Consider the following 18749-nt stretch of genomic DNA (forward strand, 5'->3'; position numbering starts at 1 on the left):
GATTTTAGTTTAGCGTTTACAAATGTATTATTTTACCCAAAAAGTGGCTGGCAGTTCAGCGAATGTTGAACTATTAATACCGAACGGTGCAGAACCACATGATTGGGAGCCAACAGCAAAGGATATGGCTAAAATTCAAGATGCAGATCTGTTTATCTACAATAGTCGATACTTTGAAAGCTGGACTGAAAAAGTATTAAAGAGTATTAATGATTCCAGTTTAACTGTTGTAGAAGCTTCAAAGGGGATTAAATTGATGAATGCATTAGAATCAGAGGAGGAACATCATTCTGATCATGCAGCTTCAAAAGACCCACATGTCTGGCTTTCTCCCGTGTTAGCCCGGCAGGAGGTCGACACTATTGCTAAGGCTATAGAAAAGCTAGATCCAAATAATAAAAATCAGTATGAAAAGAATGCAGAGAATTTTAAATCCCAACTTGCTAATTTAGATCACTTGTACAAGGAGACAATTGATCAGGCGAAGAAAAAAGAATTTGTAACACAACATGCCGCATTTGGATATTTAGCAAAACAATACGGGTTAACTCAAATTCCGATAGCTGGATTATCCCCAGATGTAGAACCACCCCTAGGAAAATTGAAAGAATTAGCAGAAGTAACGAAGAAGAAAAATGTAAAGGTTATTTATTTTGAGGGACTTACTTCTTCTAAAGTGGCTCAGACGTTAGCTAATGAAATAGGTGCTAAAACTGAAGTTTTAAATCCATTAGAAGGATTAACTAAAGAAGAGCAAGAAAAAGGTTTAGACTTTATAGATGTTATGAAAAACAATCTTGAGGCACTAAAACTATCATTTTAAAAATATAAATAATAAATGACCTATTCATCTGTGGAATAGGTCATTTTTCGTTAATAAATTAATATCCCCTAAAAACATACTCTTCTTTAGGAGCAGAAGTAGTCGACCAATCTTCTACCTTTAAATAGGGAATGTTGGTTTTAAAGGGCTGATAATAGATTGTTGATATTTTTCCTTTTACAGTTACCCATTCATCGTTTTTAAATTTCTTGCCATCAGGCATTTCAACTAACATTCCAAAGACACCTGAATCTGCAATACAATGGATTACACCAAAGCGGAACACAAATATCTGGTTCTTATTTATGGTTTCTGAATCATTGAAAACAAAACCTTTAAACTCGATTTCTTTTCCAAGAAAATCACCAGGGAAGTTATAAATAGTTTCCATACCCTTTAAATAATTCTTATCATTCAAAACAATCGTTTCTTTATTTACATACTTTTTCTTTTCCTTTTTCATTAACACATCATAATCATCTTTGCCATAATACACACTCGTATCTGGACGTAAAAATTGCTGTTCCATAAAGGAATCGCCTTTTCCTTCATCGTAAATGGGAAAATGAAATCCTTTTGCTTTTACAATATTTGAATCAAGTGTGGCAATTGGAAAAAATAATCCTGAAATAATTGGAAAGGCGAAAATTGGATATATGAAAACTTTTTTATACCATTTATTCTCTTTTGAATGATTATGCCCACAATGATCATGATCACAGCCAGCATCTTTTGACTCGCCTTTACTGAGCATAAAGATTTGGACAATCGTTAATACAAGTAATGCATAACCAGCAGTTGCAGAAAGATAAGAATATTTCATGTTAATATATTTATTAATATCCCCTGTAAGATGCATTTGAAAGATTAAATAAGTAAAACCAATTAATATTAAGCTTCTTATCATAGTTCCCACTCCTTAAAACAACAAAGAGTATACAAATACAACAGCGAAAACGGTAGAAACAATCATAAAAACTAGCCGCTTTTTAAACGTTGCAAGCATCATCATTAAATTTTTTATATCCACCATTGGCCCAAACACAAGAAACGCTAATAATGAACCAGTTGAAAATGTCGTTCTAAAAGATGAAGCGATAAATGCATCTGCTTCGGAGCAAAGAGAAAGAATAAAAGAGAGAGTCATCATCACGATGGAAGATGATGCCTGTCCCTGACCAATCGAAACAAGAGTCGATGTCTTAATATATGTTTGAACGGCTGCGGCAATTAGTGACCCGATAATTAAATATTTACCCATTGAGAAAAATTCTTCAACTGCATGTTCCAAGGTCTGCCAGATCTTTTTGAAAAATGGGGTCGATTTTCCATTAGAATGGTGAATATGGAAATGCTCTTTAAAAGGGCTCCCTTTATATCGAAAAGCGATCAAAATTCCTACTACAATAGCTACAATGATTGCTCCCAACGCACGGTATAACGGCATCTTCCAGTCACTGCCGAATGCAATAAAAGTTGCAAACAAGACAACAGGATTGATGATCGGTGCTGTCAGCATAAAGGCGATTCCCGCAGAGATTGGCACTCCTTTTGAGACTAGCCTACTGACGATTGGAACAATCCCACATTCACAAGAAGGAAATAAAATACCTAAGAAACTTGCAAAGATTACAGCCAATACTTTATTTTTTGGCATGATTTTTGCAATCATTTCTTCGGTAACAAATATTTGAATGATCCCTGAAATAAGTACGCCTAAAGTTACGAATGGCAGGGCTTCAATTAAGATCGAAATAAAAATGGTATTCATCTGTAAAAAAGATTGCGGTAAGGATATACCAAACATCGTAGTCCTCCTATAGTCAAGACTCATGGAAACTACTATACTCTCATCCTATTTATTAGTCCAACGAAAAATCTGGAATAAGTTATATTTATTACCCATGCATTATTTAAGTACTAAAAAAAGCCAACCATAAATATCTGGCTGACACCATGAAAGGCCTGGGTACGTTTCTTCCAAATATAATTATTACAAATAACCTGATGTACGAAAAAAATTTATTGCTACTTCATTAAATTTCCTTCGATGAAACAGGTAAAAAAAGCTTAATCCCTCGTTTATTGAATGGTAAGATTTTGAAATCTGCAATCAAATGACTTATGTATCCAGCAAGGCAGGTGTAGAAAACGCCGTCAATTCCTAGGGATCTTTCTAATTTGGAAGCAATAATTCCGAAGAAAACAACCCCTAATATGGAATGGGTATAGCTTCGGTGTGAAACTAGAGACGCGATTAAAATATAAATCCCAAGCATTATTAACCAAATTTCTGTAAAGGAGAATCCGCCTGCAATTACACCGATTCCTGTGATCGTTAACATGTGCTTTTGCTTGATCAATGAGGCTGCAATCATCAACCCTATTCCGATCCCTAAACCAATCCACTTCTCTCTAGTAGTTCCTTCATAAAAACTATAAAAGACCATCAGTATTCCAATTAACTGTGCCACTATCCGAATCACCTTATGAGATAAGGTGATTTTACCCCGAAGCTTCCCGTCTATGTCGAGATCGGGGATTAAGCCTGAAATACCACCTAATCCGATTAGAAAGAGTGTGGTTGAAGGGGAGGTATGGAAAGTGTTCGCAACTATAAAACCTGTTGCTGCTCCTATTGCTGCATGTGCCGTTCCGTTCACTTTTATTTCACCTCTATATGTTATTTATGGTATTTTACAAAACACCACAACATATTTAATATACTATAAAACATTTGTTCTGTTTAGAGGGAAGTTAAATTTGTTTTAAGCAAAATATATTATGATTAGAGTTTTTTTATAAATCAGATACAAATCGAATCATGTTGTAGTTTGTTTTGTCATTCCGTATAACATTTACATAGGGTAAAATAGAAATAAAAAGGGGGACTTGTCATGGACCTATTTTCAAGAATGGCAGAAGATAAAATAAAAGAAGCGATAAAAAATAAGGAGTTTGAAAATCTACCTGGAATGGGAAAACCATTGGATTTAAGTGATGAACTACCAGGGATGAGCGCTGAAATGAAAATGAGCTACCGCATGCTTAAGAATGCTGGGTACATTTCAGATCAAGTTGATTTAAGAAAAGAATTGATCACCTTAAATGATTTAATCTCTGTTGCAACCGATGACGAAGAAATCGCTAGGTTGCAAGAAAAATTAACGCGCAAACAGCTGCAGTTTGAAAAAGTAATGGAACATAGAAGAAAAAATACAAATGTACGATTTGGCAGTTACGCGGAAAAAATATACGGAAAGATGAAATGAAAAGATTATGACAAAGTTGATAAAAAAATAACTTCAATCTCAAATAACATACCAACTTAACTTCTGAAAAATGAACTTACCCTAATCAAAATGCATCACTTTTATAATTTTTTACCAGTAATGATGTGATGAATCCAAAAGAAAGAATAGTTAGTATTGAATAGAAGAAACTTTGTGATCCGAGCACTTTAAACCCCGATAATAAGACTAAACCATCGACAATCAAGATAATGATTCCGATATTAAAAGAAAAGGATTTCGCTAAGAAATGAGCTAACAATTCAGTACCTCCTGTGCTTGTCTGATAGCGAAGCATTTATCCAACACCAAGTCCGCCTAGTGTTCCACCGAATATTGCACTAATAATAATAGGAAGTGGAAAATGTTTTTGTAAAGGAGCCAGTAAATCAATAAAAAACGAGGAAACCATTAGACCATGAAAGCTACTGTAAAAGTAGTCCCGTTCTCGGAACCATGCATATATACACAGAGGCAAACTAAATAATATTACACATAAGCCCGTTTGAAAATCAAAGTAATAATGGAGAATGAGTGATAAGCCGATGATCCCGCCATCTAGTAAATGATGAGGGATTAAAAATGCATTAACCCCAATACCTATTAATAGGCTCCCAATTAAAATAGCCATTAACTTTTGCAGGATACCTCACCTTGCCTTATTCCATTTGTTTGAGTACTTAACTTTTACTAAACCTATATCCACGGATTTGGAAAAGCGGTAAATCTTCTCAACAATAAAGACCGCTGACATTAGCGGTCTTTATTGTTGAGCATCATCCCAATATTGCAGCGTATCAATTTTTCCAGTAGGCTCACTTTTTAGTACATTTCCATCTTTGTCTTTATAAACCTCATACTCCTGGTATGTTTCTACGATATAGCCATCCACTTTTTCGATTTTCTCTAGTTTTTCCTCCAAAACGGGTACATCGCTTGAAGGCTTAACTTCTACAGGCTGTGCCATCACAGGTTGATCGGCTGAATAAGCATAATCTTTATTAATAAATGAGTAGGGTGAATCAAGATAAGCTGCAAAACCTAAGGTTACCAATAGGAGACAAATACTTATAAAGGTTTTTAATTTCATAAACTAGGCTCCTTTTTACTTACATCCTCGTAACCCATTTTATGCATGTCCTAAAAACATATTCCAATTGATTAGTTTTGAATCTTTGTTATTTTCACGGTAGCGATCTGTGGGCGAAAAAGGAGAAATAGGATAAATGCAGCAATTGAAATAATCGCACCTGAGATATAAGGGAGGCCCATTGCCATCGAAAACAGCCATCCACCGAGTGGCGGCCCAATAATCCTGCCAAGAGAATCAAAGGATGATAAAAGCCCAGTTGAACTTCCATAACCTGCCGTAGACGTCTTCGTAATTAGTGAAGAAACACTAGGACGAATTACGCCATTTCCTAGTCCAAAAATAGTTAAATAAATGGCTGCAGTTGCAAAACTATTTACTAATAAAATCAAACCAAATCCAAGCGCTGAAACAATGATTCCGCACTGAATTACAACCTTTTCACCGTATTTCTTGGTCAATCTACCGACCAGACCGCCTTGGACGATCGCACTTGCAAACCCCATAATCATAAAAATGTATCCAAGTTGAGTGGAGCCCAAATCTGCCTTTTTAGCAGCAAAGTAGGCAAACGTTGCTTCCAAACCAGAAAGTGATAAGGAAATTAATAATTGCACCAAATATAATACGGTAACAGTACCACTAAACGCCTTCCCAAAAGAGGGTTTTTCTTTGCTAACCGATTCTTTTTTCTGTTTTGATTCTTTTAGCAATATAAAAACAAGAATAAAGGTGATGAACGAAGATCCACAAGCAAGATAAAAGGGCATATTAAGGCTGAATTTCGAAAAGATCCCACCGATTGCCGGACCAAAAACAAAGCCTAAGCCCGTTGCTGCACCAACAATCCCCATTCCTTTGCCGCGATTTTCTTCCGTGGTAATATCTGCAACATATGCCATGGCTGTTGGCATATTTGCAGAGGAAAGAATGCCGCCAATAATTCTTGCTGCAAATAACATCCAAAGCTCCGTAGACAATGCTTGAATTAGAAAAGAGAGACCAAGTCCTGCAATTCCAATCATCATGACTGGTTTCCGCCCAATTCGGTCGGAAACTTGCCCCCACATCGGAGCGAAAATGAGCTGCATGAGCGAATAAACTGCCATTAATAATCCTAATTCGGTTGGATTCGCCCCAATTTCTTCAGCATAGAAAGGTAAAACTGGAATGATAATTCCAAATCCCACCATCACCAAAAACATAACTATAAATAAAATCGGTAAAGCGGACTTAGATTGCAAAGAATTTTCACTCCTTGATGACTATTTAAGTCGGTGATAGTACTAACTTTCTTCCTATTGATAGGATAATGGAAACGGTGGCAAGAAAACAAGTATCTTCATCAATTATTTCCTTTGATGGGAATAGTATGCAGATATGCTTGATAATGTCTGCTAACATGGATTATATCAGATACTTAGGAGTTTGATAGCCATTAGCTAGCAGTGGATATCAAACGGATAACATAGATTAAAACTAAAAGAACACTGTTCCTTTCGAAGGAACAGTGTTCTTTTAATTATGGATACCATTGAATAGTTCTTTGCGCGAGCATCTTATTTAACGGCCTTTCTCGTGCTTTCTGATGCAAAATCAGCAATGACGACGAGAATCATATAACAAAGAAGTAATAGGGTGATTTCAGTATATTGGAAATAACTCATCGCAAGCTTAAACTCCATACCAAGGCCGCCTGCACCGACAAAACCAACAACAATCGTTGTCCTCATAATGACTTCCCAACGATATAAAATATAGGTAAGAAATCTAGGTAAGACACTTGGCAAGATCCCGTAGAAGAAGATCTGGATTTTGGAAGCACCTGCGGATGCTAAATTACGGATCGGTCGAGGGTCCATATCCTCAATTACCTCAGCCCAAAGCTTACCGAGTATCCCAAAGTTATGGAGTGCAAGTGCGATTGCTCCTGGCAATAACCCTGGTTTAAAAATAAAAATAATCAACATTGCCCAAACCAGCTCAGGAACGGCACGTGAAAAGATATAAGTGATCCGTACGAATCCATAAAGAATCCAATTATACCATCTCTTTGATGAAGTTAAACTTCCATTTGCTATATTACTAGCTGCTGGAATAACAGTTAAAAAGGCAGCAACTGTCGCAAATCCGATGGCCATGATACTCATTTCCAGGGTTTCCAGGGTGAGCTTTAATGCGGCAGACCAGCTTTCACCATTTAGGAAAGCAGGATGCTTATCATTTAAACCAATTAGGCTGCCAAAAAACTTCTTCGCATATTCGATATTTTTATCCGACAGTAATTCAAATAACTTAGCATGCTCACCTATAGTAATAAATACCCAAGAACCGATGATTAAAAGCATGGTGAATAGGGTGGACCGCCAGCCAGTACTGAATCCGTTCCGACGTTTTCGTTCCGTCAATCCTTTTCTAACATAATTACTCCATATATCCACGAACAAGACGAGAGCAATCAGGAAAAAAACATATGCCCATACTTGATCATATTTCAAATCAGCGAGCGATAATTGAATTTGATAGCCTAAGCCGCCGAGTCCGATAAAACTCATAATGGCCGAAGAACGAATCGCACATTCAAATCGATACATGGTATAGCTAATCATATCTGCCCAAATCAATGGGAGGTAGCCATAAATAAGGATTTGAAGTCTTGAGGCACCGGTAGATTTTAATGCTGTGATGGGCTCTTCTGGAACATCATTTAACATATCAGCAAAAATACGGCCAAGAATACCCCCATACGGAATAGCGAGGGCAAATATAGCTGCATAAGGGGAAAGGCCTACTGCCGCAACGAAAAGCCATGCCCATATTAACTCATGAATCGAACGAGTAAATCCTAAAACACCCCTAAAAAGCACTTTAGATGTTAAACGGGCAACCCTGCTTGAGGTTAATGTTCCAGAAGCAAGAATCCCTACAATCAATGCATAAACTACAGCAAGGGACATTCCGGCAACAGCATAAGCAAGAGTAATCCAGGCAGATTCGAGCCCTTTGATCAATACTTCTGCTGATAAATCAGGTTGAATTAGGCCTTCAAATATTTGCAGTATCGTCGGAATTCCGCCTGCATGGAAAAGGTCGTTATTCCATTGAATCGAAAATAAGCTCCATACGAAAACTGCCATCAATAGTAATGTAAGGACTAGGCGATTATACCTACCCAATACTGATTTTCGTCTCAACATCTTAACCTTGCTCCTTTAGTCGATAAAGGTTGGTTAACAGATCATCCGTCACTTTTTCAGTTGGCAAATCAAAAAGGATTTCACCATTTTTAAGAGCGATGATTCTGGTGAAATATTTACGAGCATATTCGATGGAATGCAAACTGGCAATTAACGTTTGTTTTTCCTCAGAAACGATATTTATCAGCATAGCTAATACATCTTCGGCTCTTGCTGGGTCTAGGGAGGCAACTGGTTCGTCAGCCAAAATTACTTCAGGTTTTTGGACCATTAATCTCGCCATCGCGACACGCTGCTGTTCGCCTCCAGATAAAGTAGAGGTAATTTCGTACATCTTATCAGTAAGACCCACTCTTTCGAGTGCTTTTAAGGCGATTTCTTTTTCTTGAGGTACAAGCAAAGAGAAGAGGGATTTGAAAAGGCCCCAGTCAGCTAATCGGCCAGCCAGGACATTATGGATAACTGCGATTGAACCAATCAAATCAAATTGTTGACGAATCACACCAACCTTTTTTGCAAATTTATGCCCATTTTTATAGGATGATATCGGTTTGCTATCAATCAATAGCTCGCCATTTTGGATTGGAACAAGGCCGGCTATTGAATTTAATAACGTTGTTTTACCTGCACCGCTCGGTCCAATTAACGCTACCAATTCCCCTTGCTTAATAGAAAAAGAAAGGGAAGATAGGGCTATCTTCCGCATAAAGTGTTTCGATATATTTTTCGCTTCAATCATTGTTTTTAAAGTCATGTCTACGACACCTACTACTTAATAATCTGTAATTCTTTCGCTACTTGTTCAATTTTTTTGTAATTATCGTTATTCGTTTCAACGAAGCTATCTGTTTGGAATAAGTCCGCAATTTCCTTTTGCTCGCTAGTAATCGATAGAAGGGCATCTTTTACTTTTTGCTTAGTACCTTTACCAAAAACATCTTCCACATTGCTATTGATTGTCCAGTTGTAATCATAGTAAGCAGGAGTTGTATAAAATACTTTTACTTTATTTGTATCAACTTTTCCTTCTTTTACAGCTGCTTCCCAAACTGCTTCGTTTAGTGCACCTGCTTTAAAGGCACCGGATTCAATTAATTTGTAGGTTGTATCATGAGAACCGGAGAAATTAGGTTTGCCGTCAAAGTCTGTATTGGCATCAATTCCAGCCTCTGATAAATAGTAACGCGGCATTAAATGACCAGATGTTGAGCTTTCACTGCCAAAAGTGAATGACTTTCCTTTTAGATCTTCAAGCTTTTTGATATTTTCTGATGTTTGGGTGATAAATACGGAATGGAATTCCGCGTCACGTGGTCGTTGTACTATCGATTCTGCCTCAGGGACAAGGTTCCTAGCTTGTACACTTGTTAATCCGCCAAACCAAGCCATATGAATTTCACCACGTTGAAAACCAGTGACTAGTGCAGCATAATCAACAGACGGTACAAATTCAACTTTCATACCAGTCTTTTCGCTTAGGTATTTAGCTACGGCTGTCATACCTTTATCTAAATCGGCGGCATTTTGGTCAGGAATTGCCCCAATTTTAAACACTTCATTTGTTGTCGTTTCTTTCTTACCTTCACTTGTTTTTTCATCACTTTGGCCACATGCAGCTAACGAAAATACAAGTATAGCAAGCATAATGACAGAAATCCATTTTTTCATTATTATTTACACCTCGATAGTATATTTTTAATAACTTAGAATTGCTTAACCTTATATATTGTAAGTGAAGTATATGTAAAAATAAATTCATATTATCTATTTGATCAATGAAAATCCATCGATTATATAGATTTAGAAATTCAGGTTATAAAATATAGAAAAACCCCTGCTATTAGAGCAGGGGAATTTAAACAATATTTCTTTACACTGTCTGTTGTGACCATTCTTCCACATTCCATACTTTTGTTACCCAATCTTCATAAAAGTCTGGTTCGTGGCAGACAAGTACGACAGTTCCTTTGTATTCTTTTAAAGCACGTTTTAGTTCTGCCTTTGCATCAATATCAAGGTGATTGGTCGGCTCGTCGAATAGGATCCAGTTACTTTCATTCATCATCAACTTACAAAGTCGGACCTTGGCTTGTTCTCCACCGCTTAGCTGATTCATAGGACGAGAGATGTGATCATTTTTCAAACCACAGCGGGCAAGAGCGGCACGCACTTGATTTTGATCCATGGATGGGAAGGCATTCCAAACCTCATCAATCGGAGTAATGCCTCCTGCTTTTACTTCCTGTTCAAAATAAGAAGGGAAGAGGAAGTCGCCACGGTCAACCTTGCCATTGATCGGATCGATTTTACCAAGCATCGTTTTTAAAAGGGTGGATTTACCAACCCCATTACAACCGATGATAGCGACCTTTTCGCCACGTTCTATGGTCATACTCATTTTCGGTAATAGTGGTTCTGAATAGCCGATTTCTAAATCCTTAGCTTCAAAAACATAACGGCTGCTGCTTCGAGATTCTTTAAATCCGAAGGTAGGCTTTAACGCTGTTTCTGGACGGTCAATCCGTTCAATCCGGTCCAACTGTTTCTGACGGCTTTTTGCCCGGCCAGTTGTCGAATAGCGTGCTTTGTTTTTAGCAATAAAGTCTTCTTGTTTTTTTATGAATTCCATTTGTTTCTCATAAGCATTAATATGCTGATTCTTATTAATTTCTGCTAACTCGAGGAATTTCTCATAGCTTGCTGTGTAGCGAGTCAGCTTCGAAAATTCTAATTGAAAAATGACATTAGATACTGGATTCATGAATTCTGTATCATGAGAGATTAGAATAAAAGCATATGGGTATTCTTTAAGGTAAGAAGTTAACCAGCGAATATGTTCAACATCCAGGTAGTTGGTCGGCTCATCGAGCAGAAGAACTTTTGGTTGTTCCAAAAGAAGCTTAGCAAGGAGAACCTTTGTTCGCTGTCCGCCGCTAAGTGCTGCGACGTCACGGTCTAAACCAATGGCATCAAGTCCCAAACCGCGTGCTGCTTCCTCAATTTTTATATCTAATGAATAGAATCCGCCAGCGTCAAGGACATCTTGGATTTCACCCATTTTTTCTAAGAGAACCTCTAGCTCTTCAGGTGAAGCATCTGCCATTTGGGAGATTACTTCATTTAGTTCCTTTTCTTTTTCGAAAAGAGGGAGAAAAGCATCGCGAAGAACGTCACGCATCGTTCTTCCTTTTGTCAGCACGGTATGCTGATCCAAATAACCGTAATGAACACCCGGTGTCCATTCTACACGACCGCTATCATGAATCAATTGACCAGTAATAATATTCATTAATGTTGATTTACCGACGCCATTGGCGCCGACAAGTCCCACATGGTCTTCAGCTAATAATCGAAAGGAAACGTCTTTAAATAAAGTACGGTCTCCGAAAGTATGACTTAAATTTTCTACATTTAGTAAACTCATTTTTTGTAATCCTCGCTTCGTCAAGAATTAATACATTAGTACATCATACTAGATTTTTAAGGATTCGACTAGATTTTTGATGAGAAAAACACTGTAATTTTATTGGAAATAGTATAGGATGCCTAACTATTTGGGTAATTTAAATATAAAAAGGAAAAAGATATGATTGGATTATTAATTGCCATTATTACATTTAATTATTTTGCTTTCAAAAAGAATAAAATACTAAGTGCTAACCAAATTGTCCATATTTGGTCATTTACAGTTTCATTTCAGGTCCTCTTCGATGTTTTTATTGAATTCAAATACCACGGTTACTGGTATTTTGACAGGGAAATCGATTGGGCAGGAATACTTCCACATATCTTCCTAGTACCAGCTGTAAATATGATTTTTTTAAATTGGTTTCCACATAAATCAAAGGTCATTAAGCAAATTTTTTTTATTGTCATTTTTGTCATTGCCATTTTGATTTACGAAGGTATCACCTTGCTGCCTCCTCCGTGGGGTTTCTTTCATTATGGATGGTGGAAGCTTTGGCATGCAGCCATACTTGATCCGTTTTTGCTTCTTATCTTATTAGGATATTATAAGTGGATTTGCAAGTTAGAAAAGGATGCATGCAAATCTCCAAAAACAAAGTTATGAAAAACTAATGGGCCTCACACGTGGCTTTTTTTGAAATTAAGAAGCATTAAAAAATAAATAATGAAAATGCTTAAACAACCGAATAATCTTGTCCATATAATAGTATATAAGCGTGGAAGGGGGTGACTGGTTGGCGACCAATCAAGATTGTATTACTATTGGGACCATTTCTGGGGGGATCGTAAACTTTGGTGGAGCAAATAATATTTCTCCAATAACGGTAACTAAAACAAATTCAGGTTCAGGAAGTGATAATACAGGGACTGATATTACGACCAACACTGGTTTAAGTTCTACAACTAAAAGAAACATAACTGAACTCTTAGAAATGATTAAGGCGATGCTTTAGAATGGCATCGCCTTTTTTGAAAATTATTTAGATCCATTTCTAGCCTTTCGTAAGTAAGCGATGCCCAGTAGCATAACTGGAATAAATATTTGAAAAGGCCAGTGTAAATACGGATAACCTATTTCGCCTTCTTTCATATGTTCGAAATAATTAGCAGCAACAGTAACTGATGCGAATAAAACGATTATCCCTATTGGAAAACTGAGTTTTCTCTGTTCTTTAAATTGGAAAATATATGCGGCTCCTGCAACGGCCGCATATAAATAGAGTGTTATTATACATTTCCTGAACGGGAAAAAACAAAGACGATACCATATCAGTTTCGTCTTTTTACTATTTCTTTTTCATTAAGAGGAAATTTGCTAATTTACTGCCTTAATTTGTTTAGTTGGCTTTGTAACATTGAAAACAATGTTTAGAAAAATAGCAGTTAGGCTCCCTGTTACGATCCCGCTGCTGGTAAGGATTTTAACGCCTTCTGGCAGGTGGGAAAACATATTTGGTACGGCAGTGACGCCCATCCCCATACCGACAGAACATGCAATGACCAGAAGATTTTCTTGTGATGCAAAATCTACATTTCCTAGCATTTTTATTCCGTAAGCAATGACCATTCCGAACATTGCCACCATTGCGCCACCAAGGACAGGTGTTGGAATAACGGTCGTGAATGCCCCGATTTTAGGAATAAACCCTAAAAATACTAGCATCCCGCCCAAAATCGAGTCTGACAGTGTGCTAGATAAATTGAAAAGAGATGAAAAAAAGAAGCCCTTTATGAGCCCCCTAGTAGTTAATCCAAATCAATTTTCTTAACTTCTAAGAAGTTTTTAATACCAGTTTCAACAGTGCCTAATTTTCTATCAATATATCTATGAGGTTCTGCTGTTTCTATATTCCCTTCTAACTGTTGTTCAATCACATCACACAGCATACCTGACATTCGGCATAAATGGTCAATTGTATCAAGTAATTGAAGTTCAGTAAGCCCAGCATTTGACCTAGTTTGATAATGGGTTACTTGATAGTAAATATGATTAAGTCTTTGGTCTAATGCCTTCATGTCATCAATCGTAAATTTATCTTTTAAATTTGCCATAGTAACCATACCCCCTAAGAATATTTACAGTTTAAAGGTATCAGATTGGCAAGTTAAATAGAACACAATGGCATGTTTCTTTACATGGAATTAATAATAACTCAACAATGCTTGAAAGGAGTGATGACTTCCAATAAAACAACAAATTTATTAGGTGGATGGGAGGTGGATCAAAATTGAATAAGGAAAAGGACTTTGTTGTATTCAGTCAATGTATGGCAGGATTTCTAATGATAAATGGTTGCGGATTAAAGAAAATTAAAAACGACATAAACATACCAACTAAATTTGTTTATTATTTTCCGAATACGGACCATGTGAAAAATTTTGTTGAGCAATACTTATACAAATCAAATAAACGGAGGGATAAAGTGGATAAATTATACGCAAGTAGGAAAAGACCACTGTTACGCTTCTGTAGAACGTATGGCGAAGGATATAGGTACTTCTGAAAAGACCTTTATCAAATATACAGGAATCCTTGAGACTGCTAAATTTATTAAGGTTGTCAGGCATGACATAAATCTAGACAATCTGGTTGATAAAAAGGGAATGACAATTTATTACTTGATAGATGGAATAATCACTATTACATAAAGCACGATAACATTAAAAAATTTTTAGAAAAAAGTATCTCATTAGTGGGTTGAAATCCCAATAAAACACCTATATGTAAAAATTGCATTTAACGTAGAAAATAATGCAATTAACAAAAAAAATATGCAGTATTACAATTCACAAAACGAGTTTGCGAATTGAGGATAAACTTTTTTGTTTGTTGTGATAGTCGTTATAATTTACCTTGTACATAATTCACGAATATATAAGTTGCATTAATGTTTAAAACAGTTGAGATTAAAGCAATCCAAATTATATGCGAACGTGTTGATGGTGATCCAGGGAATAAATTAGAGGTTTACGGCTCGCTAGGAGCAAATGTAGGAAATTATGATGATGATTTAAATTACGTAGTTAAGCAAGGTAAGTTTTTGTGGCTGAGAGAAGATGATAATTATGTAAATATTTCTCCAGGCAATCCACAGTTATAAATATACTTCTAATGCAAGCACTAAAAGTTGCGTATCACTGAAGGTAACATGAAGTATTAATTCCATATTACCAGCTTCCCTTCACCAAAACTTGAAAAGCTAGGCACACTTTCAAATTGGTTGCTATTGACCAGTGTAGAGAAATGACTAGTACATAGGAACCATTTCTGGTGGGATTGTAAACTTTGGTGGAGCCGGTTGTATTGCTCCCATAACGATAACAACGGAAAACTCAGGTTCGGGAAGTGATAATACAGGACAGAAGTAACTTCGAGTGCTGAATTAAGTTCTAGAACACAAAGAAACTTAACAAATATCTTCGAATTGATTAAGGCGATGAATAATAATAAAAAAAGACGATACCGAGAATAAGGATCGTCTTTTGATTTTATTCTGTCTATAATGTTAAGAGGCCATTTGCTAATTTACTGCCTTAATTTGTTTAGTTGGCTTTGAAACATTGAAAACAATGTTTAGAAAAATAGCAGTTAGGCTCCCTGTTACGATCCCGCTGCTGGTAAGGATTTTAACGCCTTCTGGCAGGTGGGAAAACATATCTGGTACGGCAGTGACACCCATCCCCATACCGACAGAACATGCAATGATCAGAAGATTTTCTTGTGATGCAAAATCTACATTTCCTAGCATTTTTATTCCGTAAGCAATGACCATTCCGAACATTGCCACCATTGCGCCACCAAGGACAGGTGTTGGAATAACGGTCGTGAATGCCCCGATTTTAGGAATAAACCCTAAAAATACTAGCATCCCGCCCATGGTATAAATGACGTTTTTGCTTTTAACACCTGAAAGCTGAACAAGTCCCACGTTTTGAGAGTAGGTTGTGTATGGAAAAGCATTAAATAAAGCACCGATTATACTAGCGAGACCTTCAGCACGATAACCTCTTGATAAATCCTTTTCATTTAATTTTTTTCCTGTGATATCACTTAGAGCGAAATATACACCTGTTGATTCTACCATGCTCACAATTGCTACGAGAGTCATAGTAAGAATCGGGGTCCATTCAAAAGTAGGTGTACCAAAATAAAATGGCTTCACCATATGGAACCATGATGCATCAGCTACCGCTGAGAAATTGACTTTCCCCATAATAGAAGCAGCAAGAGTACCCCCAATTAAGCCTAATAGAATGGAAATGGAGCGAATAAAACCTTTCGTAAAACGATATAGCAAGATGATAAAAAGCAACGTTCCGAAAGCTAAACTGATGTTTGAGAGGCTTCCAAAATCAGGGCTGCCTTGACCTCCAGCGATGTTATTCATTGCCACCGGGATAAGTGTAATCCCGATTATGGTTACAACTGAACCAGTCACAACAGGTGGGAAGAACTTAATTAATTTTCCAAAGAATTGAGAAATAATAATGACGATAAGTCCTGAGATAAGAATCGATCCATAAATAGCGGAAATACCATACTGTCCACCAATGGCAATCATTGGTCCAACCGCAGTAAACGTACAGCCAAGTACAATCGGTAAACCAATTCCGAAAAAGCGATTCTGCCAAACTTGTAAAATGGTTGCAATTCCGCACATTAAGATATCGATCGAGACCAAGTAGGTTAATTGTTCTCCGGTAAATTTAAGTGCTCCTCCGACGATAAGTGGGACGATTACCGCTCCAGCGTACATGGCTAATACATGTTGAATTCCTAATGAGGCTATTTTAAAAGGATGTTGTTTCATTAGATTAATTCCTCCACGTTCTCATTTATAAATGACACTTTTCCATTTGAAAGCGAGGCAATCCGTGCTAAGGATTCAACCCTTAAACCAAGGTCCTTTAATTTTTGTGGACCATGTTGAAAGGACTTCTCGATGACAATGCCAATTCCAACAACTGTTGCACGGCTTTTTTGAACAATATCTACTAAACCAAGTGCAGCTTCCCCATTTGCAAGGAAGTCATCAATGATTAGGACTCTATCATTTTCATTTACATATTTCTTTGAAATGGAAATTTCGTTTGTTTCATTTTTAGTAAATGAATGGACTGAAGCTGTTAATAAATCATCGACAAGCGTCAAAGATTTTCTTTTTCTTGCGAAGATTACAGGAACATTCATATATAAACCAGCCATCACTGCAGGGGCAATTCCTGATGATTCAATAGTTACGATCTTTGTAATACCATCACCTGCAAAAATCCTTGCAAACTCTTTTCCTATTTCAAGCATTAATTGCGGGTCTATTTGGTGGTTCAAAAATGAATCAACCTTTAAAACATTTTCCGAAAGAACCTTTCCGTCGGTGTTGATTTTCTCCTCTAGTAATCTCATGTTAGATTCTCCTTATAAAATAATAAAAAGCCCAAAGGTCATTACCTCACATCAAAAAATTGAGTGAGATAATGATCTTTGGGCTACGTGTCCGAAAGAATATGGAATTAGAGCACTCAAATAGAAGAGCGACTTTCCCATTACTCACTCATAGTCGGATTATTAATGGCAATCCGGTAGAAACTTGCGGGCCATATCCCCGCGATTATATGAGTGAAACCATATGAATTTATTCCCATTATAAAGCACAGGAGAAAAGTAAATCAATCATTTTTAGCAAAAAACGAACATTTTATCAATTTAATTAATAATCGTTCGTGGATGGTAAGCGTTTAAGAGGCAGAAATAAAAGGTTCATACAAAGATTGAATAACCATTCATTTTCAGGTACTATGAAAGTGTATCGTTTATTCTGAAAATTCTAAAATAAAGGGTGAGCAAAATGAAGAAATCAATTCCTGAATCATGGTGGAACCAATTAAAATTACCAGTTATTTCGGCCCCGATGTTTTTGGTGTCAGGCACCGAACTCGTGAAAAACTGTTGTTTGAATGGCGTGATTGGTTCTTTCCCTGCTCCAAATGCAAGACCAATTGAGGTTCTTGATCAGTGGATGGGGCAATTAAATGAAGAGTTAGAAGAGGCTCGTGCGCTCGATCCTAGCCGAAAAATTGCACCTTGGGCGATGAATATGGTCGTACATAGCTCTTACAGCCGCCTGCAGGAAGAACTTGCATTGATTAAAAAGCATCAGCCGCAATTGGTAATTACCTCCTTAGGAAGTCCGAAACAAGTCGTCGATATTGTGCATGAATATGGCGGGCTCGTATTCTCTGATGTGAGTGATTTGAAGTTTGCTCAAAAAGCAGCTGAATCTGGTGTCGATGGACTTATTTTGGTGGCAAGCGGGGCGGGTGGTCACGCGGGTCAAATCAACAGCTTTGCATTCGTGGATATGGTCCGTAATTTCTGGGATGGTATCATTGTCCTTGCTGGTTCCATTTCAACAGGGAAGGGAATTTTAGCTGCACAGGCAGCAGGCGCTGACCTTGCCTATATGGGAACCCGCTTTATTGTTGCGACAGAAAGTATGGCCAATGATGAATACAGGGAAATGCTGGTTGAAGCCACACAAGAGGATATCATTTTAACGGATGCTTTCTCAGGCATCATGTGCAATATGCTGGTACCTAGTATCAAAAAGGCAGGTTTGGACCCAGAAAAACTTGTTAAAAAAGACAAGGTAAACTTTGATAATATGCAAAAGGAGACGAATGCGAAAGCATGGAAGGATATTTGGTCAGCAGGACATGGCGTCGGGGCAATACATAAAATAGAATCGGCTTCTGAAATAATTAGTAGTTTAGAAAAAGAATACAAAGAGGCATTACAAAATATCAATCGAAATGTCGGAAAATTGAGTTCGGTGTCCGTCAAATAAGAAAAGAATACGATTGCGAAAAGAGACTCTCACAGT

Annotated in this window: 19 protein-coding genes, 3 pseudogenes and 1 riboswitch; of the genes and pseudogenes, 8 read left to right on the forward strand and 14 right to left on the reverse strand. The window is 37.1% G+C overall.

The features are described 5' to 3' along the window. Positions 1 to 22: 22 nt before the first annotated feature. Positions 23 to 823 carry a metal ABC transporter substrate-binding protein gene (locus J7E66_RS23250; RefSeq protein WP_251033101.1) on the forward strand — a complete coding sequence of 267 codons (801 nt, stop codon included), beginning with the start codon at positions 23 to 25 and terminating at the stop codon, positions 821 to 823. 58 nt (positions 824 to 881) lie between these two features. Here the strand turns inward: J7E66_RS23250 and J7E66_RS23255 are convergent, their stop codons facing one another. From J7E66_RS23255 to J7E66_RS23265, 3 genes are all read right to left on the reverse strand, one after another. Continuing rightward, entirely contained in the window at positions 882 to 1730 is an 849-nt protein-coding gene (locus J7E66_RS23255) for a TIGR03943 family putative permease subunit (RefSeq protein WP_215004213.1), read from the reverse strand. Positions 1731 to 1742: 12 nt separating this feature from the next. Continuing rightward, positions 1743 to 2630: a permease gene (locus J7E66_RS23260; protein WP_215004215.1), complete on the reverse strand. Its 888-nt coding sequence runs from the start codon at positions 2628 to 2630 to the stop codon at positions 1743 to 1745. A gap of 229 nt (positions 2631 to 2859) precedes the next feature. After that, positions 2860 to 3486, reverse strand: coding sequence for a metal-dependent hydrolase (locus J7E66_RS23265; RefSeq protein WP_215004217.1), 627 nt, complete (start codon positions 3484 to 3486; stop codon positions 2860 to 2862). A gap of 234 nt (positions 3487 to 3720) precedes the next feature. On the opposite strand from J7E66_RS23265, the gene J7E66_RS23270 reads away from it, so the two are divergent. After that, entirely contained in the window at positions 3721 to 4095 is a 375-nt protein-coding gene (locus J7E66_RS23270; protein WP_215004219.1) for a DnaJ family domain-containing protein, read from the forward strand. Positions 4096 to 4180: 85 nt separating this feature from the next. Here the strand turns inward: J7E66_RS23270 and J7E66_RS23275 are convergent. The 7 genes and pseudogenes from J7E66_RS23275 to J7E66_RS23305 all read right to left on the reverse strand — a co-directional run bounded on the left by J7E66_RS23275 (position 4181) and on the right by J7E66_RS23305 (position 11824). Next, a pseudogene (locus J7E66_RS23275) lies at positions 4181 to 4744 on the reverse strand (YitT family protein). Between the two features lie 132 nt (positions 4745 to 4876). Then, positions 4877 to 5203, reverse strand: a complete 327-nt coding sequence (locus tag J7E66_RS23280; protein ID WP_215004221.1) for a hypothetical protein — start codon at positions 5201 to 5203, stop codon at positions 4877 to 4879. Between the two features lie 71 nt (positions 5204 to 5274). After that, positions 5275 to 6447, reverse strand: coding sequence for an MFS transporter (locus J7E66_RS23285; RefSeq protein WP_215004223.1), 1173 nt, complete (start codon positions 6445 to 6447; stop codon positions 5275 to 5277). Between the two features lie 315 nt (positions 6448 to 6762). Next, positions 6763 to 8400 carry a PhnE/PtxC family ABC transporter permease gene (locus tag J7E66_RS23290; RefSeq protein WP_215004225.1) on the reverse strand — a complete coding sequence of 546 codons (1638 nt, stop codon included), beginning with the start codon at positions 8398 to 8400 and terminating at the stop codon, positions 6763 to 6765. Position 8401: 1 nt separating this feature from the next. Next, positions 8402 to 9154 carry a phosphonate ABC transporter ATP-binding protein gene (locus tag J7E66_RS23295; RefSeq protein WP_215004227.1) on the reverse strand — a complete coding sequence of 251 codons (753 nt, stop codon included), beginning with the start codon at positions 9152 to 9154 and terminating at the stop codon, positions 8402 to 8404. A gap of 14 nt (positions 9155 to 9168) precedes the next feature. Then, positions 9169 to 10068: a putative selenate ABC transporter substrate-binding protein gene (locus tag J7E66_RS23300; protein ID WP_215004229.1), complete on the reverse strand. Its 900-nt coding sequence runs from the start codon at positions 10066 to 10068 to the stop codon at positions 9169 to 9171. Between the two features lie 202 nt (positions 10069 to 10270). After that, entirely contained in the window at positions 10271 to 11824 is a 1554-nt protein-coding gene (locus J7E66_RS23305) for an ABC-F family ATP-binding cassette domain-containing protein (protein WP_215004231.1), read from the reverse strand. Between the two features lie 162 nt (positions 11825 to 11986). On the opposite strand from J7E66_RS23305, the gene J7E66_RS23310 reads away from it, so the two are divergent. Together J7E66_RS23310 and J7E66_RS23315 are read left to right on the forward strand one after the other, a co-directional pair. Continuing rightward, positions 11987 to 12472 carry a hypothetical protein gene (locus tag J7E66_RS23310; protein WP_215004232.1) on the forward strand — a complete coding sequence of 162 codons (486 nt, stop codon included), beginning with the start codon at positions 11987 to 11989 and terminating at the stop codon, positions 12470 to 12472. Positions 12473 to 12602: 130 nt separating this feature from the next. Then, positions 12603 to 12821 (forward strand): spore germination protein, encoded by a 219-nt coding sequence (locus tag J7E66_RS23315; protein WP_168244083.1) that lies wholly within the window; start codon positions 12603 to 12605, stop codon positions 12819 to 12821. A 362-nt stretch (positions 12822 to 13183) separates the two neighbouring features. Here the strand turns inward: J7E66_RS23315 and J7E66_RS23320 are convergent. Together J7E66_RS23320 and J7E66_RS23325 are read right to left on the reverse strand one after the other, a co-directional pair. Beyond that, positions 13184 to 13537 (reverse strand): annotated as a pseudogene (locus J7E66_RS23320) (solute carrier family 23 protein); the annotation flags it as partial. Positions 13538 to 13614: 77 nt separating this feature from the next. Continuing rightward, positions 13615 to 13920, reverse strand: coding sequence for a hypothetical protein (locus J7E66_RS23325; RefSeq protein WP_215004237.1), 306 nt, complete (start codon positions 13918 to 13920; stop codon positions 13615 to 13617). A 230-nt stretch (positions 13921 to 14150) separates the two neighbouring features. Between J7E66_RS23325 and J7E66_RS32955 the strand changes: the two are divergent. The 3 genes and pseudogenes from J7E66_RS32955 to J7E66_RS23335 all read left to right on the forward strand — a co-directional run. Beyond that, positions 14151 to 14219, forward strand: a pseudogene (locus J7E66_RS32955) (hypothetical protein); the annotation flags it as partial. A 31-nt stretch (positions 14220 to 14250) separates the two neighbouring features. Beyond that, on the forward strand, positions 14251 to 14517 hold the full coding sequence (locus J7E66_RS23330) for a hypothetical protein (protein ID WP_215004239.1): 267 nt from the start codon (positions 14251 to 14253) through the stop codon (positions 14515 to 14517). 239 nt (positions 14518 to 14756) lie between these two features. Then, entirely contained in the window at positions 14757 to 14969 is a 213-nt protein-coding gene (locus J7E66_RS23335) for a hypothetical protein (protein ID WP_215004241.1), read from the forward strand. A gap of 420 nt (positions 14970 to 15389) precedes the next feature. On the opposite strand, the gene J7E66_RS23340 is transcribed toward J7E66_RS23335, so the two are convergent. Together J7E66_RS23340 and J7E66_RS23345 are read right to left on the reverse strand one after the other, a co-directional pair. After that, positions 15390 to 16679 carry a nucleobase:cation symporter-2 family protein gene (locus J7E66_RS23340; RefSeq protein WP_215004243.1) on the reverse strand — a complete coding sequence of 430 codons (1290 nt, stop codon included), beginning with the start codon at positions 16677 to 16679 and terminating at the stop codon, positions 15390 to 15392. Beyond that, positions 16679 to 17272, reverse strand: a complete 594-nt coding sequence (locus J7E66_RS23345) for a xanthine phosphoribosyltransferase (RefSeq protein WP_215004245.1) — start codon at positions 17270 to 17272, stop codon at positions 16679 to 16681. The genes J7E66_RS23340 and J7E66_RS23345 overlap by 1 nt, the downstream gene beginning before the upstream one ends. Positions 17273 to 17403: 131 nt before the next feature. Beyond that, positions 17404 to 17505, reverse strand: a riboswitch (purine riboswitch). A 209-nt stretch (positions 17506 to 17714) separates the two neighbouring features. On the opposite strand from J7E66_RS23345, the gene J7E66_RS23350 reads away from it, so the two are divergent. Further along, positions 17715 to 18713, forward strand: coding sequence for an NAD(P)H-dependent flavin oxidoreductase (locus J7E66_RS23350; protein ID WP_215004247.1), 999 nt, complete (start codon positions 17715 to 17717; stop codon positions 18711 to 18713). Positions 18714 to 18749 lie beyond the last annotated feature (36 nt).

The organism is Bacillus sp. ISL-7 (assembly GCF_018613065.1).